This window comes from Ralstonia sp. 22086, from assembly GCF_052045975.1.
GTDB lineage: Bacteria > Pseudomonadota > Gammaproteobacteria > Burkholderiales > Burkholderiaceae > Ralstonia > Ralstonia wenshanensis.
The window spans coordinates 111,464-132,884 of the sequence record NZ_JBQEPZ010000006.1 but is presented as its reverse complement, the minus strand read 5'-3'; the positions used below and the strand labels follow the sequence as shown (position 1 = coordinate 132,884).

The following is a 21,421-nucleotide window of genomic DNA, read 5'->3' as shown; positions in this document are numbered from 1 at the left end:
GTAGGATTTGCGTATCACCTGAAGCGCCCGGTGGTTCATAGAATGGCATCACGAACTTGATACACGAAGTCGACGGCACATCGGCCCCGGCCTCGCAACCGTAAGGAGAAGCATCATGAAACGCACACTGCTCGCATTCGTTCTGGGTGGCGCCGCGCTGTGCGCCTCGACGGCGGCGCTGGCGCATGTGGACGTTGGCGTGTCGATCGGCGTCCCTGCGCCGGTGTACGTGGCCCCGGCCCCTGTCTATGCGCCCCCGCCCGTGGTGTATCGCCCGGCGCCGGTCTATGCCCCTGCCCCGGTGGTCTATGGCGGCTACTATCGCGACCGCGACGACTGGCGTGAACGCGAATGGCGCCGTCACGAGTGGCGCGAGCGCGAATGGCGCCACGATAACGGCTGGCACCGCGGCTGGGACCGCTAACCCCTGACGCCTGGCGCGAACAGAAAGCTACATCGCCACACGGGCCGCTCACATTGAGTGGCCCGTTGCTTTTGTACGCTCGAATGCCTGCGCAATCCGCAAACCGACCTATGCTGACGTAGCGGCCACAGCAATCCCGCCGCCGGCCGCACAGCACACGGGAGGACGCCATGTCGATCTCCAGCACCCTCGACGGCTGCCTGCGCAGCAAGGGCTGCCTGTACGAGGTGATTCGCCATCCGCATACCCACACGAGCACCGAAACCGCGCAAGCTGCACATGTCCCCGGCGACCGTTTGGCCAAGACGCTCCTGCTAGAAGACAAGCTTGGCTATGTCGCGGCCGTGTTGCCGTCGACGTATCACCTGCATCTGTCCGAGTTGCAAAAGGAATCGGGCCGCATGGACCTCACGCTGGCCGATGAATCGGAGTTGCGCGAAGTCTTCCGGGACTGTGATGCAGGGGCCGTTCCGCCCGTGGGCATGGCCTACGGCATGCCAACCTACATCGACAGCAGCCTGATGACCCACGGCGACGTCTACTTCGAAGCTGGCGACCACGAAAACGTCGTGCATATGGACATGGATCAATTCATGGCTTTGATGCGCGACGCCAAGCCCGGTCACTTCGCGTATCGCATGCAGGGCATCCTCTTCTGAGGAGGCCAACATGGCCGACGATGTCGTCATCACGGTCCGCAACGACGGGCCGTATCACATCAAGGGAAGCTTCCGGATCGTCACCCAGGGCGGACGCGAATTACCGGTGGAGGAAGGCCAGGCGTGGCTGTGCCGCTGCGGGCACTCGTTGAACAAGCCGTTCTGTGACGGCTCGCACAAGCGCGTCGAGTTTGACAGCAACCTCGACGCGCCTGCGGCTGAAGAAGCGCCATAGGATGGTTCGAGGGCCGTAGCGAGCGGCCCGAAATCGGTCTGAGAAGCGCAGCCGTACATCAGTACGGCGAGCATCGGAGCACCGAGATCGGGTCGCACAGTAGGCCGGCGAGCCGTCCTAGCGCGTAACGGGCTTGTAGCGGATGCGCTTGGGCTTGGCGCCTTCTTCGCCCAGACGCTTCTTCTTGTCGGCTTCGTATTCCTGGTAGTTGCCCGGGAAGAATTCGACGTGCGAATCGCCTTCGAAGGCAATGATGTGCGTGGCGATGCGGTCGAGGAACCAGCGGTCGTGGGAGATCACCATCACGCAGCCCGCGAACTCGAGCAGCGCATCTTCGAGCGCACGCAGCGTTTCCACGTCGAGGTCGTTCGACGGTTCATCCAGCAGCAGCACGTTGCCGCCCGAGATGAGCGTCTTGGCCAGATGCAGGCGCCCACGCTCGCCACCCGACAGCGTGCCGACGTGCTTCTGCTGATCGCCACCCTTGAAGTTGAAGCGGCCGATGTAGGCGCGCGATGGCGTCTCATACCGGCCCACCGTGAGGATGTCCGAGCCATTCGAGATTTCTTCGAAGACTGTCTTGTCTGCGGAAAGCGCATCGCGGCTCTGGTCAACGTAAGCCAGCTTGACGGTCGGGCCGATCTTGATGGTGCCCGAATCCGGCTGCTCCTTGCCCGTGATCATGCGGAACAGCGTCGACTTACCGGCGCCGTTCGGGCCAATGATGCCGACGATCGCGCCCGGCGGAATCGTAAAGCTCAGGTTGTCGATCAGCAGGCGATCGCCATAGCTCTTGCTGACGTTGGTGAACTCGATCACTTCATTGCCCAGACGCTCGCCGGCCGGGATGAAGATTTCCTGCGTTTCGTTGCGCTTCTGGTATTCCTGGCTGTTCAACTCGTCAAAGCGAGCCAGACGCGCCTTCGATTTGGCCTGGCGGCCCTTCGGGTTCTGGCGCACCCATTCCAGTTCTTTCTTCAGCGCCTTTTGGCGCGCAGATTCGCTGGACTCTTCCTGCTTCAGGCGCGTCTCTTTCTGATCAAGCCACGAGCTGTAATTGCCCTTCCAGGGGATGCCGTGTCCACGGTCGAGTTCGAGAATCCACTCGGCGGCGTTATCGAGGAAGTAGCGATCGTGCGTCACGGCCACCACGGTGCCCGGGAAGCGCGTGAGGAACTGCTCGAGCCAGTCCACCGATTCCGCATCCAGGTGGTTGGTCGGCTCGTCGAGCAGCAGCATGTCGGGGCGCGAGAGCAGCAGCTTGCACAGCGCGACACGACGCTTTTCACCGCCCGAGAGGTGCTCGATCTTGGCGTCCCACGGCGGCAGGCGCAGTGCATCGGCGGCAATTTCCAGCTGCAGTTCGACGTTGTCACCGGAGCCGGCGGCGATGATGGCTTCCAGACGCGCCTGTTCTTCGGCCAGCTTGTCGAAGTCAGCGCCTTCCTCGGCGTACGCGGCGTAGATGGCTTCGAGCTGCTTTTGCGCATCCATCACTTCGCCCAGGCCGCTCTCCACTTCTTCACGCACAGTCTTGGCGGGATCGAGCTGCGGCTCCTGCGGCAGGTAACCGATGTTCAGGTTGGGCATCGGCGTGGCTTCGCCCTCGATGTCCTTGTCCAGGCCGGCCATGATCTTCAGCACGGTCGACTTGCCGGAGCCGTTCAGGCCCAGCACGCCAATCTTGGCGCCCGGGAAAAACGACAGTGAGATGTCCTTGAGAATCTGGCGCTTGGGCGGAACGATCTTGCCCACGCGGTTCATGGTGAAAACGTACTGTGACATGGCGGAATTGCGGGGGGAAACGCAGAAATGGGGAACCCGGCGAGTTTAACAAAGCCGGGGCGTGGCAAACCCAGGGCTCAAGGCCGCACGAGCAAAAGAAAAGGCGCCCACCAGGGCGCCCTTCCAATGCAACAGAGGCCAGGCCTCGTTACATCGTCATCATGTTGGCGTTCATGTTATGCATGACCCACAGCGAGCCGACAACGACGATCGCCAGGATCAGCAGCGTGAACAGGAAGGCCATCACATTCCAGCGCTGGGCGGACGAGCCGTCGAGGTGCAGGAAATAGATCAGGTGCACGACGATCTGCACGACCGCCAGGGCCATCACCGTCACCAGCACCGTCTGGTGCGAGTAGCCGCCGTCCATCACCATCTTGAACGGGATGGCGGTCAGGATCACCGCCAGCACGAAGCCGATCAGGTAGCCCTTGACGGTGGCATGGCCGGCGCCGCCAGCCGAATGACCGTGGGCATCATCGTGGGAAATGCCCGTCGAAACGTTGGTCTGTTCCATTTACATCGCTCCCAGCAGATACACGACGGTAAACACGCCGATCCACACCACGTCCAAGAAGTGCCAGAACAGGCTCAGGCACGACAGGCGTGTCGATTGGGTCGGGGTCAGGCCCTTGGCAGCGATCTGCCACATCAGGACGATGATCCACAGCATGCCGCTCGCCACGTGCAGGCCGTGCGTGCCGACCAGCAGGAAGAACGACGACAGGAATGCGCTGCGGCTCGGACCCGCGCCTTCGGCGATCAGATGGTGGAACTCGTTGATTTCCATACCAACGAACGCGGCGCCCAGCAGCAGCGTGATGCCCAGCCACAGCATCACTTGATCCTTGCGGCCGTTCTGCAGGCTGATCATCACCATGCCGTAGGTGATCGACGACACCAGCAGGATGCCGGTTTCGATTGCCACATACGACAGATCGAAGAGTTCCTTGCCCGTCGGGCCGCCTGCCGTCGCGCCGCGCAGGACGCAGAACGTGGCAAACAGCGACGCGAAGATGATCAAGTCGCTCATCAGGTACACCCAGAAGCCGAAGACCTTGGTGTCTGCGGCGTCGTGGTGGTGCGCATGGTCATGCGCGTGGTCGTGGCCGTGCGCGTGACCGTGCGCGGCGTGACCGTCTAGAACATTGGAAGCCATGGTTTATGCCTGCGAACCGATACGTTGGAAGTAGGCCGACTCGGTCTCGTGAACCTCGTGAGCGGGCACGTAGTAATCGATGTCGTCGTTGTTGCTGCGGAGGATGAAGCTGCCGATCATGCCGACCAGACCCAGCACGGCCATCCACCAGATGTGCCAGATCAGCGCGAAGCCCATCACGATCGAGAACATGCCGATGAAGAAGCCGGCGCCGGTGTTCTTCGGCATGTGGATCTTCTCGTAGCTCGGTGCGACCTGCGTCAGCACTTCACCGCGCGCCTTCATGTCGGCAAAGGCGTCGATGTCACGGATGACCGGCACGCGGGCGAAGTTGTAGTGCGCCGGCGGCGACGACGTCGCCCACTCCAGCGTACGGCCGCCCCACGGGTCGCCCGTCAGATCCGCCAGCGCATGACGGTTGCGGACGCTCACAAAGATCTGGATGAGCTGCGAAGCGATACCGCAGGCAATGATCGCGGCGCCGATCACGGCAACGATCAGCCACGGCTGCCATGCCGGGTTGTCGGTATGGTTCAGACGACGCGTCATGCCCATGAAGCCCAGCACGTACAGCGGCATGAATGCGGTGTAGAAACCCACGAACCAGCACCAGAAAGCGCGCTTGCCCCACTTTTCGTCCAGCTTGAAGCCGAAGGCCTTCGGGAACCAGTACGTGATACCGGCCAGGTAACCGAACACCACACCACCGATGATGGTGTTGTGGAAGTGGGCGATCAGGAACAGGCTGTTGTGCAGCAGGAAGTCGGCGCCCGGCACGGCCAGCAGCACGCCGGTCATACCGCCGATCACGAAGGTGATCATGAAGCCGATCGTCCACAGCATCATCGAGTTCAGCTCGACGCGGCCGCGGTACATCGTGAACAGCCAGTTGAAGATCTTCACGCCCGTCGGGATCGAGATGATCATCGTCGCGATACCGAAGAACGCGTTGACGTTCGCACCCGAGCCCATGGTGAAGAAGTGGTGCAGCCACACCAGGAACGACAGCACGGTAATGCCGGCGGTCGCCCACACCATCGACGTGTAGCCGAAGAGCTTCTTGCGCGAGAACGTCGAGACGATTTCCGAGAACATGCCGAAGGCCGGCAGGATCAGGATGTACACCTCGGGGTGGCCCCAGATCCAGATCAGGTTCACATACAGCATGGCGTTGCCGCCGCCGCCGTTCGTGAAGAAGTGCATGTCGAGATAGCGGTCGGCGCCCAGCAGCGCCAGCGCCACGGTCAGCACCGGGAACGCCGCCACGATCAGGATGTTGGCGCACAGGGCGGTCCAAGTGAAGATCGGCATGCGCATCAGCGTCATGCCCGGCGCGCGCATCTTGAAGATGGTCGCGACGAAGTTCACGCCGGTCAGCAATGTCCCGAGGCCTGATATCTGCAACGCCCAGATGTAGTAATCGACCCCCACGCCCGGGCTGTACGCCAGCTCCGACAGCGGCGGGTACGCCAGCCAGCCGGTGCGAGCAAATTCACCCACGCCGAGCGACACGTTGATCAGCACCACACCTGCGGCAGCCAGCCAGAACGACAGCGTGTTCAGGAACGGGAATGCCACGTCGCGCGCGCCGATCTGCAGCGGCACGATCAGGTTGATCAGGCCCGTCATCAGCGGCATGGCCATGAAGAAAATCATGATCACGCCGTGCGCGGTAAAGATCTGGTCATAGTGCTCAGGCGGCAGATAGCCGGCACCGCCGCCCGAGGCGACCGCCAGTTGCGAGCGCATCATGATGGCGTCGGCAAAGCCGCGCAGCAGCATCACGATGGCCAGAATGCAGTACATCACGCCGATCTTCTTGTGATCGACCGAGGTGATCCACTCATTCCAGAGGTAGGTCCACTTCTTGAGATAGGTGATCAGGCCGAACAGGCCAGCGCCACCCAACAGAATGGCCGACACCGTCACGACCACGATGGGCTCGTGCAGCGGAATGGCCTCCAGACTCAACTTGCCAAACATCGTCAACTCCTAGGAATTCTTGGCCGCGCTCTTCGGCGCAGGCAGGGCGGACTGCACCGGCAGCGGACGCGTTGCCGCCTCAGCCGTGGCCGTCGTGCAGTTGGCGCCTTCGAGCGCCTCGTCGAGCGTCAGGACCTTGTCGCCCTCGCCCATCTTGTCCATGTATTTGTGCAGGATGCTGTGATACAGGGTCGGGTCGACCGATGCGTACACCGCCGGCGGCACCTTCTCGCTCGGCTTGGACAGCTCGGCGTAGCCTTCCTTGGTCAGGTTCTGCGACGACTCACGGACCTGCTTGACCCAGGCATCGAACTCTTCGTTCGTCATGGCCGTGGCCTTGAACTTCATGCCCGTGAAGCCCGAGCCGCTGTAGTTCGATGACATGCCGTCGAACACGCCGGTCTCATTGGCGATCAGGTGCAGCTTGGTCTGCATGCCCGCCATGGCATACACCTGGCTGCCCAGCTGCGGGATGAAGAACGCGTTCATCACCGTGTCGGACGTGATCTTGAAGTTGATCGGGGTGTTGGCCGGGAATGCGAGCTGATTGACCGTTGCGATCTTGAGTTCCGGATAGATGAACAGCCACTTCCAATCCAGCGAAACAGCCTCGACCGTGATGGGCTTCACATCCGATTCGATCGGCTTGTACGGATCGAGCGCGTGCGTGGACTTGTAGGTGATCACGCCCAGCACGATGATGATCAGGCAGGGGATCAGCCACACCACAGCCTCGATGGCGTTGGAGTGCGACCAGTCCGGCTCATAGCGGGCGCGGGTGTTGGACGCGCGGTACTTCCACGCAAACACCAGCGTCAGCACGATCACGGGGATGACCACCAGCAGCATCAGGCCGGTCGCCACCAGGATCAGCGTCTTTTCTTCAGCCGCAATCATCCCCTTCGGGTCCAGGACCGTCAGGTTGCAGCCCGCCAGCAGGAGCGGGAGGCTTGCGGCGAGGAGCCGCTTCATATGTGGAACGAGTGTGTTCTTCATGTCTTGCACAATTGCGCCGGCGATGCTTCCGGACATCACGGGAGCCCAGCAGCCCAGACAGCGGCCACAGGCGGAAAAACGCGGGAAATGAGAGAAGACCGAACTACCGGCGCCCCGAGTACAACTGAGGTGCGGCAGCGGATCTTCGATCACATCAGGCGCCGGTCAGGGAGAAGCTGAACCCAACGCCCTCAGTTGGCGAGGCGGGCTTCGCTCATGCCGGGCATGGGCGAAGTCGAGCGCCGCCGCGTCGCACAAGGCGGCGGACGACAGATCGGGGGCGTAAAAGGTCGGAGCAGGCACTACGTCATGCGCCCGTTGGGGGAGCGCGGTTGGAAGTGGAATGCGGGCGCGATCTTACCGCCAGATGGCGCTCCGGATCGCGCTATGTGCTCAGGCAACTAGAAAACGGCGTCGATTGACAAGTGATGCCCTCGCCGTACGGCTAGGGTTTACGTGGCTTTGCGGGTAAGCAAATCGAAAGTGCCTGTTGTTGCACTGCGACAATCAGCCACAGTGGCGCGCACCCGACGTTATCCCCAGATGTGCGCCCAAATAGGCAGCGAATAATAAGAACAATTCTCATCCTGGGGAGCCACCCAGGTGGCTCCCCTCGCCCTCACAGGACTGCGTCACTGGATGAGGAGCCCAACAATCCTCACCAGAACCAGCCCTGCCGCCACCACGAGGTAACCGCGCAGCACAAACATCCAGGTGCGTTTGAGTGGCGTCCAGCGCGCAGGCGGAAGCTGCTCAAGCGATGGCATGGTCCAGTGGTCGCGGTCCAGCACACTCACGCGCCGCGGATGGTGCGGCCGATGGGTACGTCGCTCGATACGCCACAGCACGAGCGACATCACCCCCGCGATCAGCGTGCCGCCGATCAGGATGGCGCCCATCTCGAATTCGCCAATGCCCGGGAACAGCACAGCGGCAGTGAGGATGACCGACAACATCACCAGCACAGCCACCACACCGCCGGTGAAGATGTTCATCGCCCGGCCGTTCGTCCAAGGCCCCAGCACGGCCTTGTCGTTGCACAACAGCAGCAGGAACACCGTGGCGCTTGGCAACAGCACCCCTGCCAGCGATTGCACGGCATTGGTCAGCAGACCGAGCGGCACGCCCGGCGTCAGCACCAGCCCTGCGGCTAGCAACGTCAGGCCGAAGTACACGGCATAGAAACCCTTGGCCTCCGTCGGCTTGCGATGCAGCGAATGCCGGACGGCGAACACATCGCCAATCGCATACGCAGTCGACAACGAGACCGCACAGGCGCCGATGATGCTGGCGTCCAGCAACGCAATCGCAAACAGCACGCCGGCCCAGCGGCCCGAGTGGCGCTCCAGGCCGTGCGCGGTGCCAAGCGCATCGGTGTAATTGCCGAACTCCGGCGTGCCGTGGAAGGCCTGGGCACTGAAAGCGATCATCGCGACCGCACCGGCGATCACGAGGACGATGCCGAGCCAAAGGTCCGCACGCTCGTAGCGGATGAAGCGCGCCGTGATGCGCTTGTCGATCACGTAGCTTTGCTGGAAGAACAACTGCCACGGCGCCACCGTCGTCCCCACGATGGCGATGATCAGGAGCATCACCTCGGCAAGCGGCGCACCGGCGGGCAGCGCCGGCACGAAGAAGTCGCGCGCCACCTGCCCCATCGGCGGATGCACCATCACGAACACCGGGATCAGCGTGAGGCTGCCCGCCACCAGCACCAGCGCAAAGCGCTCGAAGCGGCGGAAGTCGCCGGTGGATGCCGCCAGCATGACCAGCGCTGCGGCAGCGCACACGCCCCAATGCCGCGGGATTCCGAGGTACTCGAGCGCGAGGCTGATGCCGATGAACTCCGTCACGAGCGTCAGCGCGTTCACCAGGAACAGATCGATGACGGAGAAGCTGCCCCAGAACCTGCCGAAGCGCGCAAAGATCAACCGCGCGTGGCCAACGCGCGTGACGGCGCCCAGGCGCAGCACCATCTCCTGGTTCACGTACAGCACGGGGATGAGCAGCAATAGCGTCCACAGCAGCGTGGTGCCGTAGTTCTGCCCGGCCTGTGCGTACGTGCCAAAGGCGCCGGCGTCGTTGTCGCCGACCATCACGATCAGGCCAGGCCCGAGGATGGCGAGCAGCGTTCGCAAGCGCGCGCGCCAGCTGTTACGGGCGCCCGTATCGTGATGCGCGATGGTGCCGAGCGCGCCGCGAATATCGCCCACGTGAGCATCGTCGAGCGCGGCGTGACGTGGTGGTGCGTCGATGCCCGAAGCGAATTGGGTCATATCGAACTCCGTTTGTGTTGTGTTATCGGATTACCCGCCGTTGAACTACCAATAGGTGCGCGAGAGCCGGATGGCCGCCGCCGCATAGCCTTGGTTGGAAAGCGCTTGGCCGCCGTCACCGGCACGCCGGTTGGACGTGGTCGACGCAGCGTCGGCACGCCCGGGCGCACCGGCCCGGGCCTGCACAAACGGCGAACTGAACGGCAGTGCGATCGCCGAGAAACGACGCGCGGGAATATTGAATTTGCGCATGACACTCTCCTCACCGCGTGCGCACACGCAGGGCACGCGGCCATCGCCGCACGCGTTGCATACGCGCAGCGGCAAAGTCGAAACGATCAAGGAGCGATGCAGACACCGCTGCCTTGCCAGGGCGGCAAGTCAGCAGCAAGGAACAACCGTGCGGCGGACTCGCCTAGTGAAAAGAAGACGTTCGGTAAGGTCGACTCGGACTGTCCATATGGGTCCTCCTACGGTTAGAACTCGGCGTGGACGCGAACGCCCACGAACTTGGCCGCACCGCGATCGCGGTTGTAGCCCGGGTTCTGGATGAGCTGGAAGTCGGGGCTGATCGCCAGGACTTTGGTTACCTGCAGGCTGTAGAACAGTTCCAGCACGCGCTCGTGGCCATAGTTCAAGCCGCCATCGCCAAGGAACGCGCCGCTGCCGCCTGCGGCCAGATAGGCGCGGTGATCCGGCCCCAGCATGTTCACCGCGACGGCCACGCCCAGCACATCGTTCGCACGGCGCCAAGCGGCACCCTTGAGCAATCCACCAAACGACACGCTCCGGCCAGCTTCGGTAAAGGCGTACGTCTCGGTCTTGTCGTCCGAGCAATTCAGGCGCGCGAACAGGCCGAGGTTGTCACCGGCTTTCTGTTCGAACGAGATGCCAACGCCCAGCTTTGCATGCGCCTTGCGCACCAGTCCGACGTCGGGCGCCGCACCTGTGGCAGCGCCAAGCGCCATCGCATCGTCGAATCGGCCCATGCGCGCCTGGTTTCGCCAACCGAGCAACCGCGCCGTGCCTTCCTGACCGAACAGCGTGTAGCGCTTCTCCAGCTCGAGGATGTCGCCGTAGTGCTTGAGGAACCGCGTGTCGAGCGGCAAACCGTTCGATTGTTCCGGCTGCAGGAAGCGACCAGCGCGCACGGCCCAACCGTTCTCGCTGTCGACGTACTCAAGCGCCACGCCCCAGTTGTAGCCACGCGCATCGGCGGGATAGTCGAACGACGGATGCGCCATGAACGACCAGTTCAAGAACTGGGTGCGCGGGTCTTGCGCATACGACACCGCATCGAAGACATCAGGCACCGCGAAGTTGCCGGCTGTCAGCACCACACGGCGCTTGTCGACGACGTTGGCGAACTGGTTGAAATCGGCGTCGACCTTTTCCGTGTCGCCACCCAGGCCCCAAGTCTGGCGCAGGAAAGTGCGGGCGCGGTACAGCGTTGGATTCGTCCCGGCCGTCTTGGCCAGTTCCCCGTTGGGCAAGCCGCCAAGGCCATGCAGCTCTGAGAACGCCACGCCCTGCGCGACCTCGGGGTTGAAGTGGAACTCGGCGCCCTTCCATAAGCGCATGCCCAGGTCGAGCGTGGCCGTGAAGGAATAGCTCTTGGCGCTCGCGGCGCCAAGGCTGTTGCCGCCACTGTATGCAGCGTTGAAGGCAGGCTTGCGTTGCCACACGTAGGTGGTTTGGCCATGGAAACCGAAACGGTCGTCCAGTTCGCCGCTGGCGATGCGTGGGACGTCAACCGCTGAAGCGGGTACGTCCGCCGCATGCGCCATCGACTTCACCGACACAATGGCTGCCACGCCCATCAGCACGCGAACCCAGACCAGCGGACGCACCGCCACCCAAACGTACTCCAGCATCGAGAGAAACAGCATGAGACCTCCCCCGCCCGTTTCTCTGACAGGCGTAGGCGAACGCCGGCCACGCCGCGTCATGGCGCGCGCAAACGCACGCAGCCATGCGGCTGTGCCGGATACAACAATCGAATTCAGGAAGGGACTTGCGCAGAGAACCTACGCAAGCGCCACCGCCTGCCGTGCGATACGGCTAGGCAGTGGTGAGGCGCGAGGCGATGCGCCGAGACTGTCTAGCCGTTCAATGTGCGATCGAGGATCGACTAGAACAACTGTCCATGGAGATAGTCTCCGTAGCTGTGACGGGGCGCAGAGTAACAAAGTCTCGTTGACGGCGGCAAGCGTTTTCTTGGAGGTGTCACGAAGCCCATTGCGCGGCGGCAACAACGCGATGAGAGGCGCCTCGCAAGTCGGCATCGGTACACTGCAATCACGATCGAGCGCATCACGAGGGGGCGCTCGCCACAGCGATATCAGACGGAGGTTGTATGACGCGCTTAGCAACGCTGCTCACTACGATTGCTGCAATAGCAGGCATGGTCGGCTGCTCAACGGCAGGCTCAGAACAGACCAGGAGCGGGGCCGAATCCAAGGTGACCGAACACACACCGGCCACGGCCACTTGCCAGGCGGCCGCAGGTCCTGACAACGCCCTGATCGGCAAATCCGAACAGGACGCCGCTGCCCTGCTCAACGGCTGCCTCTGGCGCATTAGCGAGCGCGATGGCAGAGCCCTGCCCGGCACCATGGATTACCGCGAAGAACGACGCAATCTGGGCATTCAGGGTGGCAAAGTGACCTGGGTGCGGCGCGGTTGAGGCTCGCGGAGCTGGATCGCAGGCGAACAGGGAGTGGTCCGAAACTGGCGCGCCAGCAAGGTTTGCAGACATTAGGATCGACGGAAATCCTGCTCTTCCATGCCGCACATGACGACTCGAACCAGCAAAGACATCGTCATAGATGCGTGGCGTGCATTCGCGTCACGCGATGCCGCCCGCATTGCCGACTGCTTCACGCCAGACGCGCAATGGCTCGCTCCCGAGGGTAACGCCACCGCCATTGCGCTCGACTGCACGCATCACATGATCGGGCGCGACGCCATCGTGCACTTCCTCACGGTCACGTTCCCGAAGCTTTTCGTCGCCGATGTCTTGGTAGAAGTCAGCGCGATCCACGCCAATGACGAAACGGTGATCGTGGAGGAACGCATGCGGGCCACGCTGGCGAACGGCCGACGCTACGACAACACCTATTGCTTCGTCTTCGTGCTGGAGGGCGAGCGGATCGCCCGCGTGCGCGAGTACATGGACACGATGCGTGGCTGGACGTGCATCTTTGGGAAAGAAGTGCGCGTTTAGCAGACTAAACCGGCCGGACAAAAGAAAACGGCCTCCGCAAGGGAGACCGTTTTCGTGATGCTGGTGCCGGCTGCAGGACTCGAACCCGCCACCTGATGATTACAAATCAACTGCTCTACCAGATGAGCTAAGCCGGCAAAGAAACGCGATTCTAACCTAACACGCGTTACTTGACGACCTTTAGCGCAGGCTTGCCCCCAATGCGAGGCACATTCGGCGGCGTCGGGTCGTCTTCCGGGCCGGTTTCGGCTTCGACAGGGACCGGCGCAGGCACCGATTCGGAGTCCACCGCGGCCAGCTTGGGCGGCGGATTGTTCTCACGTTCGGTTGCGGCCTGTGTCGTCGGCGTGCTGCGCTCTACCGGGAATGCCATACCCTGCCCGTTCTCGCGCGCATACACGGCAAGGACGTTTTCGATCGGCACTTCGATCTTGCGCGACACGCCCGAGAACCGCGCGTGGAACGTGATCCACTCGTTGCCCATGTCGAGCTGGCTGGTCGCGTCAAAGCTCACATTCAGCACGATTTCGTCGTTCTTGACGAACTCGCGCGGCACGTTGGTGCTCTTGTCGACGAAGACAGCGATGTACGGCGTGAAGCCGTTATCCGTGCACCATTCATAGATGGCACGGATCAGATAGGGCTTGGTGGAGGTTTCCGACATGATGAAATCAGTGACCGTTGGGCGCGGCCACGCACAGGAGCAACCCGAGCGAGACTGGCGACCCGGCGGCAATCAGCGGCGCATGACCTTTTCCGACGGCGTCAGCGCTTCAATATACGCCGGACGGCTGAAGATACGCTCAGCGTATTTCATCAGCGGGGCCGCGTTCTTGGAGACCTCAATGCCGTAGTGGTCCAGACGCCACAGCAGCGGCGCAATCGCCACGTCAAGCATCGAGAACTCTTCGCCCAGCATGTACTTGTTCTTCAGGAAGATCGGAGCCAGCTGCGTAAGGCGGTCGCGGATGGCCGCACGTGCCTTCTCGTGATTCTTCTCGGCGGCCTTGCCCTTTTCGTTCTCGAGCACGGAGACGTGCGTGAACAGTTCCTTCTCGAAGTTGAACAGGAACAGGCGGGCGCGGGCGCGCTGTACCGGATCGGCCGGCATCAGCTGCGGGTGCGGGAAGCGCTCGTCGATGTACTCGTTGATGATGTTCGACTCGTACAGAATCAGGTCGCGCTCAACCAGGATGGGCACCTGGCCGTACGGGTTCATCACCGCGATATCTTCCGGCTTGTTGAAGAGATCGACGTCGCGAATCTCGAAATCCATGCCCTTCTCGAACAGGACGAGGCGGCAACGCTGCGAGAACGGGCAAGTGGTGCCCGAGTACAAGACCATCATGGTTGTAGTTCCTTGGCGCATGGGCCGGGGGCGGCCCTATGACGGTACAACCGTGACGACAAATGACATCGCCACGGCACAAAAAGCGAAAAGGCAAAGGGCTAGAGCCAGTTCTCCACCGGCCTAGCCCTTGCCCGGAAAACACGGATTTTACTTGATGTCCTTCCAATAGGCCGCATTCAGGCGCCAGGCCAGCACGAAGAACACGCCAATGAACAACAACACCCACACACCGAGACGCTTGCGCAGGTTGCCAGCGGGCTCAGCCATCCAGTCCAAATAACTGACCAGATCGGCGACTGCCTGGTCATATTCGACCTTGTTCATCTTGCCCGGAAGCGTCACTTCAAGGCCGACGAGCTTCTTCTCGGCCTCGCCGTGCTCAGACTTCACTTCGGCGTACTTGGGCACTTGCTGGCCTTGCAGCTCCCACAGCACATGCGGCATGCCGACCTTGTCGAAAACCAGGTTGTTCCAGCCGGTCGGACGCGTGTCGTCACGGTAGAACGTACGAAGGTAGGTGTAGAGCCAGTCGCTGCCGCGCGCGCGGGCAATGACAGACAGGTCCGGCGGTACGGCACCAAACCACTTCTTCGCGTCCTCACGGTCCATGGCGATGTGCATCGTGTCGCCAACCTTGTCTGACGAGAACAGCAGGTTTTGCTTGATCTGCTCCTCGCTCAAACCGATGTCGCGCAGGCGGTTGTAGCGCATGGCGCTGGCGCCGTGGCAGTTCAGGCAGTAGTTGACGAACAGCTTGGCGCCGCGCTGCAACGCAGACGTGTCGCTGGACTGGTTGGGCGCCGGATCGAGCGGCACGCCGCCCTCATTGGCCATCACGGGCGCGGCAAACACGAGACCGGCCAAGGCGAAAATCGCAAGCAGCTTTTTCATTCTTGTGTCCTTCATGGGTCCTTGTGCGCGGGCTCTATCAGTGCGGCGTGAACGTGACGCGCTCAGGCACTGGCTTGAACGTCCCGATCTGGCTCCAGATCGGCATCGCGAGGAAGAACGCGAAGTACAGAATGGTGCCGATCTGCGAGATGATCGAACCGACCGGGCTCGGCGGCTGGATACCCAGATAGCCCAGCACCGCAAAGGCAATCACGAAGACAATCAGCAGCGTCTTGTGGAAGCCCGGGCGATAGCGGATCGACTTGACCGGCGACTGGTCCAGCCACGGCAGGAAGAAGAAGATCACCACCGAGCCGCCCATCACCACCACACCCCAGAACTTCGCGTCGATGAAGGCGAAGCCAAGCGCCAGGATCACGGCCACAGCCACCGCGACACCCTTGACCTTCATGCTCTTGGAGCGCACGAACAGCAGCCCCAGCATGATCGCGATGAAACCCCACAGCCACGGCAGGAAGTCCGACGTGGTCGCGCGCAGCATCGAGTAGAACGGCGTGAAGTACCAGACCGGTGCAATGTGCGGCGGTGTCTTCAGCGAGTCTGCCGGGATGAAGTTGTTGGCTTCCAGGAAGTAGCCGCCCATTTCCGGCGCGAAGAACACGATCGCGCTGAAGATGAACAGGAAGACCGCGACGCCGACGACGTCGTGCACCGAGTAATACGGGTGGAACGGAATGCCGTCGAGCGGAATGCCGCGCTCGTCCTTCTTGGCCTTGATCTCGACGCCGTCCGGGTTGTTCGAGCCCACTTCGTGCAGCGCGATGATATGCGCCACCACCAGGCCCAGCAGCACCAGCGGCACCGCGATAACGTGGAACGAAAAGAAGCGGTTCAGCGTCGCGTCAGACACCACGTAGTCGCCGCGAATCCAGAGAGACAGGTCCGGGCCGATCAGCGGGATGGCGGAGAACAGGTTCACGATGACCTGCGCGCCCCAGTACGACATCTGGCCCCATGGGAGCAGATAGCCCATGAAGGCTTCGGCCATCAGGCACAGGAAGATCAGGCAGCCGAAGATCCAGACCAGCTCACGCGGCTTACGGTACGAGCCGTACAGCATGCCGCGGAACATGTGCATATACACGACGATGAAGAACGCCGAAGCGCCGGTCGAGTGCATATAGCGCACCAGCCAGCCCCACGGCACCTCGCGCATGATGAACTCCACGCTCGCATAGGCGACGGGGATGCCGGCGGCGTTGAGCGTACCGTCAGGCTTGTAGTTCATCACCAGGAAGATGCCGGTGACGATCTGGATCACCAGCACCAGCAGCGCCAGCGATCCGAAGAAATACCAGAAGTTGAAATTCTTCGGCGCGTAGTACTCCGACAGATGCGCCTTCCACAGCTCCGATGCCGGGAAGCGTGCATCGATCCAGCCCAGCAGCCCGGTTGTCTCCACCTTCTTCTCGGCCATGATCAAGCCTCTCCTTTCTCGTCTTTACCGATCACCAGTTTCGTGTCGGACAGGAACATGTACGGCGGAACGTCGAGGTTTTGCGGCGCGGGCTTGTTCTTGAACACGCGGCCAGCCAGGTCGAACGTGGAGCCGTGGCACGGGCAGACGAAGCCGGGGTCTCCGGCGAGCTGCACGTTGGCACCCGCGGGAAACGGACCAGACGGGGAGCAGCCAAGATGGGAGCAGATGCCGACCACGACCAGGAGGTCTTTATGCTCGGCACGGGAGCGGGTTTCGTTCTTGCAGTAGTCCGGCGTCTTCATGGTGAAGGGCACGTCGGACTTGGGGTCGGCGACTTCGTTATCGGTCTTCTTGAGCGATTCCAGCATGTCGGGCGTGCGTTTGAGCAGCCAGACCGGCTTGCCGCGCCATTCCACCACCTTCATCTGGCCGGGGGCCAGGTCACTCACGTCGGCCTCTACGGGCGCGCCCGCTGCACGGGCTTTTTCAGATGGTGCGAATGTGCAAACGAAAGGGGCCGCAACTGCAACCCCTCCCACACCACCAGCCACGGACGTCGCAATCAATAGATTACGGCGACCTTTGTCCACGTTTTGCTGGTCACTCATTCAAGACCCCAGGATGAGAAATCAAGATAGATTCGCGTCAACAAAAAATTATACCCGAGCGTACCGAGCGAACGATAGCGGTCGCCGGGCGCAGCGGTTACGGATATAGTGAACACGCCGATCGCCCGCCAGCCCAATGCTGACAAGGCTTTGGCATGGCTCTTGCAGCCTCGCTTTCAACAATTCAGGTCAACCGTTCGTTAGCTTGACCGTTTGTCTCGAATCAAACAATCCGGAGAAAACCGATGGCACTGATGCAAGACTTCAAGAAATTCGCGATGCGCGGCAACGTGATCGACCTGGCAGTGGGTGTGATCATCGGTGCGGCGTTCGGCAAAATCGTGGATTCGCTCGTCAATGATCTGATCATGCCGTTGATCGGCCGTATCGTTGGCAAGCTCGATTTCTCGAACCTGTTCATCCAGTTGGCAGAGGCGCCGGCGGGAGTGCCGCACACCCTTGTCGATCTGAAGAAGGCAGGCGTGCCGGTCTTCGCCTACGGCAACTTCATCACCGTGGCGGTCAACTTTCTGATTCTGGCGTTCATCGTCTTTCTGATGGTGCGCGCCATCACGCGCGTAATCGACGCCAACCCGCCGGCAGCGCCCGCCGAAACGCCCGAAAACATCCTCCTGCTGCGCGAGATTCGCGACAGCCTGAAGAACAAGCCGTAATCGGAAGTCGAATCACACCGGATTCGGGATATCGATGAAGGTGTGACCCACGCCAAAGCGCTCGGCCAGATGATTGCCGAGCGCTTGAACGCCACCGCGCTCGGTAGCGTGGTGCCCCGCACCGATATAGGCAACCCCCGACTCGCGCGCGAGATGCGTGGTCTGCTCCGACGCTTCACCGCTTAAATACACGTCCACACCGGCAGCCACGGCAGCATCAAACCAGCCTTGGGCACCGCCCGTGCACCAACCCACTGTGCGCACCGGGCGATCCTCCTCGCCGATCACCAGCGGAGCCCGGTTCAACTTTGCTGACACCGTGCGCGCGAAAGCGCCCAGCGTTGTCGTTGCGGCAAGCGTACCAACCCAGCCAAGTTCATCGTCGCCAAACCGACCCTGGGGCGACATGCCCAGCAACGCACCCAACTGCGCGTTGTTGCCCAGCTCAGGATGCGCATCGAGCGGCAGATGATATGCAAACAGGTTGAGATCGTGCGCCAGAAGTTGCTTCAGGCGCGCATGCTTCTGACCCACAACACGGCCGTCCTCCCCCTTCCAGAAGTAACCGTGATGCACGAGGATGGCATCGGCGCCCACATCAATGGCAGCCTCGATCAGCGCAAGGCTTGCGGTCACCCCCGTCACGATATGGGTAACGGTGTTGCACCCTTGCACCTGCAGACCGTTGGGGCAATAGTCCCGAAAACGGGCCGCCTGCAACAGGTCGTTCAAGTACAATTCAAGTTCTTTTCGATCCATTTGGACTCAATTTCGCTCTATGTTGCGCCGCTTTTGGCTGTTTTTCGCGCAAGCCGTCACGGTCGTCCTGGCCGTCTGGTTTGTGATCGCCACGCTCAAGCCTGATTGGCTGCAGCGTGGCAAGGTCGCAGTGCAATCCGGCTCGCCCATCGTCGCGCTGAAGGAAGTCGCGCCGATCGGCCACGGCGGCACCTCCAGCAACTCCTACGCGGAAGCCGCCAAGGTGGCGATGCCGGCGGTGGTCAACATCTTCAGCAGCAAGAATGCGCCAAAGCGTGGCAACAACCCGCAAGCCAGCGCTGATCCGTGGTTCCGGTTCTTCTTCGGCGACCGCGCTCCTGAGCAGCGCCAAGAACCCACGGCCAGCCTCGGCTCAGGCGTGATCGTCAGTCCGGAAGGCTACATTCTAACGAACCACCACGTGGTGGACGGCGCCGACGAGATCGAAGTCGCCCTGACCGACGGCCGCAAGGCCAACGCCAAAGTGGTCGGCTCCGATCCGGAAACCGACCTGGCCGTCCTCAAGATCAATCTGCCCAATCTGCCCGCGATCACCCTGGGCCGACTGGAGAATGTGCGCGTTGGCGATGTGGTGCTCGCCATCGGCAATCCGTTCGGCGTGGGCCAGACGGTGACGATGGGGATCGTGTCCGCCCTGGGTCGCAGCCATCTGGGCATCAACACCTTCGAAAACTTCATCCAGACCGACGCCGCGATCAACCCCGGCAATTCGGGTGGCGCGCTGGTCGATGCCGACGGTAACCTCCTCGGGATCAACACGGCGATCTACTCGCGCTCGGGCGGCTCGCTTGGCATCGGCTTTGCGATTCCGGTGTCGCTGGCCAAGCAGGTGATGGAATCGATCATCTCGACCGGTAGCGTGGTGCGCGGCTGGATCGGTGTAGAGCCGCAGGATGTGACGCCGGAGATCGCCGAGTCGTTTGGCTTGTCGCGCAAGGATGGTGCGCTGATTGCTGCCGTGGTTCAAGGCGGCCCCGCAGACAAGGCGGGCCTGCGCCCGGGAGACATTCTCACCAGCGTCAACGGTGAGCCGATCCTGGATACGACGGCGCTGCTCAACAACATCGCTCAGTTGCAACCCGGCGCGGACGCTAAGGTGACGGTTTCACGCAAAGGCAAGGCAGTAGAACTGACCATCGTTGTCGGTAAGCGTCCCCCGCCGACGCGTCGCAACGTACCGATGCCTTCGCAGGACGACGAAGAACCACAGTAAGCAGCAGATTTCGTAATACACGAACGGCGGCCATATGTGCCGCCGTTTTTTATGCACGCACGCTTGACCATCGAGCCTGCACGTTGAGGGGGTAAGCCACCTTGACCCGGACGCGCCCGCTCAACAAGCGATCAGACCAATAGCTGCGCGAGATTGCTGCGAACTGCCTTCGTCACGCTCCGCTGGGGCAGCGTCGGCTCACCCGGGCGGGCGCCGCCATAAGACGGAAAGCGAGACGGCCTACCTCCCCTCGCCTCCGCTCGCGTCATCGACCAAAGCTTGCACACCAGCCGAGCCATCCCTCGGCAGAGTTTCAAGCATGGAGGCGCGCTACGGATCGTTCGCACAAAGAAAAACGCCGACTCCTTTCGGAATCGGCGTTTAACCGTTTAATTCGATGCGCCCTTACGAGCGCGTCAAATTAGAACTTGTGACGCACGCCAACCGTAGCGCCGAACTGGTTGTTGCTGTTGTTCGGGCCCGAGAACACTTGGTTGCCGCCCGTCAAGGTCGTACCAGCGTAGCTGGCGTCGTTCAGGCCCATCACGCCCAGACCCGAGCCGCCGCTGTTCTTAGCATAGGCCACGTTGAAGTAGGCGTCGGTGCGCTTCGACAGAGCGTAGTCGGTGCCGACCACGAACAGCCACGGGTTGCCCGTACCGCTGTTCTTGAACTGTTGGTAGTAAGCCGTACCCGTCAGCGACAGAGCCGGAGTAGCTTGGTAACCCAGGCCAGCCCAGTACAGGTTCGAACGCAGGTTGCCGTTGCCAGCAACAGTTGCGTAGTTAGCCTTGTACCAACGGTAGCCAGCGTACAGCTTGGCCGGGCCGAAAGCGTACGTGCCAGCGATCGTGGCGCGTTGTTCGCGGTTGTCGCTACCAACGGTCGTCGAGTTGGTCTGGTCGTACACTGCGCCGATACCCAGCGGGCCGCCAGCGTAGTTAGCACCCAGGCTCCACTCGCGGCCGGTCTTGTTGCTGCCAGCCACTTCGTTGCCGTTGTAGTTGAACGAGTACAGACCGGAGACGCTCAGGCCACCGAACGTGCCAACGTACTTGACGGCGTTGTCAGCACGGCCAGCGAAGAACTGGTCTTGCGAGGCCAGCGAGTAACGCGTGGCGATTGCCATCGGGTCATACATCAGCGAGAAGTCGTACAGCAGGTTTTGCTGACGACCCAGGGTCAGCTGACCCCACTGGCCTTGCAGACCGACGTAAGCGTTACGACCGAACAGACGGCCACCTTGAGCCGACGTGCCGGTGTCCAGGTTGAAGCCGCTTTCCAGGTTGAAGATACCCTTCAGGCCACCGCCCAGGTCTTCAACGCCACGCAGGCCCCAACGCGAGCCCGACAGGCCGCCCGAATCCAGGCCAAAACGCGAGCCGCTGGAACCAGCGGTTGCGCCCGGCACCTTGTTTGCGTAGGTCAGACCAGCGTCGACCACGCCGTACAGGGTCACGGAGGATTGTGCATAGGCGCCACCGGCGGCCAGAGCTGCAACAGCAGCTGCAAACAGTTTCATCTTCATATCGACACTTTCCTTGTCAACTGATTGGGAAATCTTGACTGTCCTTATGGACGACGCAGATACCTCACGTCTGACCGCATTATGTGCCAGCGTTGACTGATTCCGGAAACCCTTTCTGGCTCTGGGCCGCGATTTGCGGCCAAGTTGTTGCTCATGGGCAACACGCGCCGGACCCCATTGAGAGGGGGGCGC

Annotated in this window: 22 protein-coding genes and 1 tRNA gene; 7 read left to right on the top strand and 16 right to left on the bottom strand. The window is 61.9% G+C overall.

What is annotated here, in order from left to right:
- Window positions 1-115: 115 nt before the first annotated feature.
- The 3 genes from ACTJK6_RS23470 to ACTJK6_RS23460 all read left to right on the top strand — a co-directional run bounded on the left by ACTJK6_RS23470 (window position 116) and on the right by ACTJK6_RS23460 (window position 1,318).
- Window positions 116-424: a hypothetical protein gene (locus ACTJK6_RS23470; RefSeq protein WP_414561142.1), complete on the top strand. Its 309-nt coding sequence runs from the start codon at window positions 116-118 to the stop codon at window positions 422-424.
- 170 nt (window positions 425-594) lie between these two features.
- Complete coding sequence (locus tag ACTJK6_RS23465) at window positions 595-1,083, top strand: aminoacyl-tRNA deacylase (protein ID WP_232041137.1); 489 nt, start codon at window positions 595-597, stop codon at window positions 1,081-1,083.
- 10 nt (window positions 1,084-1,093) lie between these two features.
- Complete coding sequence (locus ACTJK6_RS23460) at window positions 1,094-1,318, top strand: CDGSH iron-sulfur domain-containing protein (protein WP_232041138.1); 225 nt, start codon at window positions 1,094-1,096, stop codon at window positions 1,316-1,318.
- Between the two features lie 117 nt (window positions 1,319-1,435).
- Here ACTJK6_RS23460 and ettA read toward each other — a convergent pair whose 3' ends face one another.
- The 8 genes from ettA to ACTJK6_RS23420 all read right to left on the bottom strand — a co-directional run bounded on the left by ettA (window position 1,436) and on the right by ACTJK6_RS23420 (window position 11,406).
- Window positions 1,436-3,103, bottom strand: coding sequence for an energy-dependent translational throttle protein EttA (ettA, locus tag ACTJK6_RS23455; protein ID WP_232041139.1), 1,668 nt, complete (start codon window positions 3,101-3,103; stop codon window positions 1,436-1,438).
- A gap of 148 nt (window positions 3,104-3,251) precedes the next feature.
- Window positions 3,252-3,620 (bottom strand): cytochrome o ubiquinol oxidase subunit IV, encoded by a 369-nt coding sequence (locus tag ACTJK6_RS23450; protein ID WP_232041140.1) that lies wholly within the window; start codon window positions 3,618-3,620, stop codon window positions 3,252-3,254.
- Window positions 3,621-4,262 carry a cytochrome o ubiquinol oxidase subunit III gene (cyoC, locus tag ACTJK6_RS23445; RefSeq protein ID WP_232041141.1) on the bottom strand — a complete coding sequence of 214 codons (642 nt, stop codon included), beginning with the start codon at window positions 4,260-4,262 and terminating at the stop codon, window positions 3,621-3,623. It lies immediately after the preceding gene.
- Between the two features lie 3 nt (window positions 4,263-4,265).
- A complete protein-coding gene (gene cyoB / locus ACTJK6_RS23440) occupies window positions 4,266-6,245 on the bottom strand; it encodes a cytochrome o ubiquinol oxidase subunit I (RefSeq protein WP_024542173.1) in 1,980 nt (659 codons plus the stop codon).
- Between the two features lie 9 nt (window positions 6,246-6,254).
- The gene (gene cyoA / locus ACTJK6_RS23435; protein ID WP_232041142.1) at window positions 6,255-7,241 is read right to left on the bottom strand and encodes a ubiquinol oxidase subunit II; all 987 of its coding nucleotides are present in this window, start codon (window positions 7,239-7,241) and stop codon (window positions 6,255-6,257) included.
- Between the two features lie 632 nt (window positions 7,242-7,873).
- On the bottom strand, window positions 7,874-9,517 hold the full coding sequence (locus tag ACTJK6_RS23430; protein ID WP_440840280.1) for an Nramp family divalent metal transporter: 1,644 nt from the start codon (window positions 9,515-9,517) through the stop codon (window positions 7,874-7,876).
- 45 nt (window positions 9,518-9,562) lie between these two features.
- A complete protein-coding gene (locus ACTJK6_RS23425) occupies window positions 9,563-9,769 on the bottom strand; it encodes a hypothetical protein (protein ID WP_232041144.1) in 207 nt (68 codons plus the stop codon).
- A 224-nt stretch (window positions 9,770-9,993) separates the two neighbouring features.
- Complete coding sequence (locus ACTJK6_RS23420) at window positions 9,994-11,406, bottom strand: carbohydrate porin (RefSeq protein WP_440840279.1); 1,413 nt, start codon at window positions 11,404-11,406, stop codon at window positions 9,994-9,996.
- Between the two features lie 467 nt (window positions 11,407-11,873).
- On the opposite strand from ACTJK6_RS23420, the gene ACTJK6_RS23415 reads away from it, so the two are divergent.
- Both ACTJK6_RS23415 and ACTJK6_RS23410 read left to right on the top strand, forming a co-directional pair.
- Entirely contained in the window at window positions 11,874-12,203 is a 330-nt protein-coding gene (locus ACTJK6_RS23415; protein WP_232041146.1) for a hypothetical protein, read from the top strand.
- A gap of 108 nt (window positions 12,204-12,311) precedes the next feature.
- Window positions 12,312-12,743: a nuclear transport factor 2 family protein gene (locus ACTJK6_RS23410; protein ID WP_440840278.1), complete on the top strand. Its 432-nt coding sequence runs from the start codon at window positions 12,312-12,314 to the stop codon at window positions 12,741-12,743.
- A 61-nt stretch (window positions 12,744-12,804) separates the two neighbouring features.
- Here the strand turns inward: ACTJK6_RS23410 and ACTJK6_RS23405 are convergent.
- The 6 genes from ACTJK6_RS23405 to petA form a co-directional block, all read right to left on the bottom strand.
- Window positions 12,805-12,880, bottom strand: a tRNA-Thr gene (locus tag ACTJK6_RS23405).
- Between the two features lie 29 nt (window positions 12,881-12,909).
- Complete coding sequence (locus ACTJK6_RS23400; RefSeq protein ID WP_232041148.1) at window positions 12,910-13,407, bottom strand: ClpXP protease specificity-enhancing factor; 498 nt, start codon at window positions 13,405-13,407, stop codon at window positions 12,910-12,912.
- A 72-nt stretch (window positions 13,408-13,479) separates the two neighbouring features.
- On the bottom strand, window positions 13,480-14,091 hold the full coding sequence (locus ACTJK6_RS23395; RefSeq protein ID WP_004634649.1) for a glutathione S-transferase N-terminal domain-containing protein: 612 nt from the start codon (window positions 14,089-14,091) through the stop codon (window positions 13,480-13,482).
- A gap of 150 nt (window positions 14,092-14,241) precedes the next feature.
- Window positions 14,242-14,985: a cytochrome c1 gene (locus tag ACTJK6_RS23390; protein WP_440840277.1), complete on the bottom strand. Its 744-nt coding sequence runs from the start codon at window positions 14,983-14,985 to the stop codon at window positions 14,242-14,244.
- A 37-nt stretch (window positions 14,986-15,022) separates the two neighbouring features.
- Complete coding sequence (locus tag ACTJK6_RS23385) at window positions 15,023-16,426, bottom strand: cytochrome b (RefSeq protein ID WP_232043059.1); 1,404 nt, start codon at window positions 16,424-16,426, stop codon at window positions 15,023-15,025.
- A complete protein-coding gene (gene petA, locus ACTJK6_RS23380; protein ID WP_009241960.1) occupies window positions 16,426-17,034 on the bottom strand; it encodes a ubiquinol-cytochrome c reductase iron-sulfur subunit in 609 nt (202 codons plus the stop codon). Before petA ends, ACTJK6_RS23385 begins: the two co-directional genes overlap by 1 nt.
- Window positions 17,035-17,279: 245 nt before the next feature.
- On the opposite strand from petA, the gene mscL reads away from it, so the two are divergent.
- Window positions 17,280-17,708: a large conductance mechanosensitive channel protein MscL gene (gene mscL / locus ACTJK6_RS23375; RefSeq protein ID WP_232041149.1), complete on the top strand. Its 429-nt coding sequence runs from the start codon at window positions 17,280-17,282 to the stop codon at window positions 17,706-17,708.
- Between the two features lie 12 nt (window positions 17,709-17,720).
- Here the strand turns inward: mscL and ACTJK6_RS23370 are convergent, their stop codons facing one another.
- The gene (locus ACTJK6_RS23370; RefSeq protein ID WP_440840276.1) at window positions 17,721-18,467 is read right to left on the bottom strand and encodes a Nif3-like dinuclear metal center hexameric protein; all 747 of its coding nucleotides are present in this window, start codon (window positions 18,465-18,467) and stop codon (window positions 17,721-17,723) included.
- A gap of 19 nt (window positions 18,468-18,486) precedes the next feature.
- Here ACTJK6_RS23370 and ACTJK6_RS23365 point away from each other — a divergent pair, with 19 nt between their 5' ends.
- Window positions 18,487-19,701 (top strand): Do family serine endopeptidase, encoded by a 1,215-nt coding sequence (locus ACTJK6_RS23365; RefSeq protein WP_433865444.1) that lies wholly within the window; start codon window positions 18,487-18,489, stop codon window positions 19,699-19,701.
- Between the two features lie 421 nt (window positions 19,702-20,122).
- Here ACTJK6_RS23365 and ACTJK6_RS23360 read toward each other — a convergent pair whose 3' ends face one another.
- Complete coding sequence (locus tag ACTJK6_RS23360) at window positions 20,123-21,229, bottom strand: porin (protein ID WP_232041152.1); 1,107 nt, start codon at window positions 21,227-21,229, stop codon at window positions 20,123-20,125.
- Window positions 21,230-21,421: the final 192 nt, after the last annotated feature.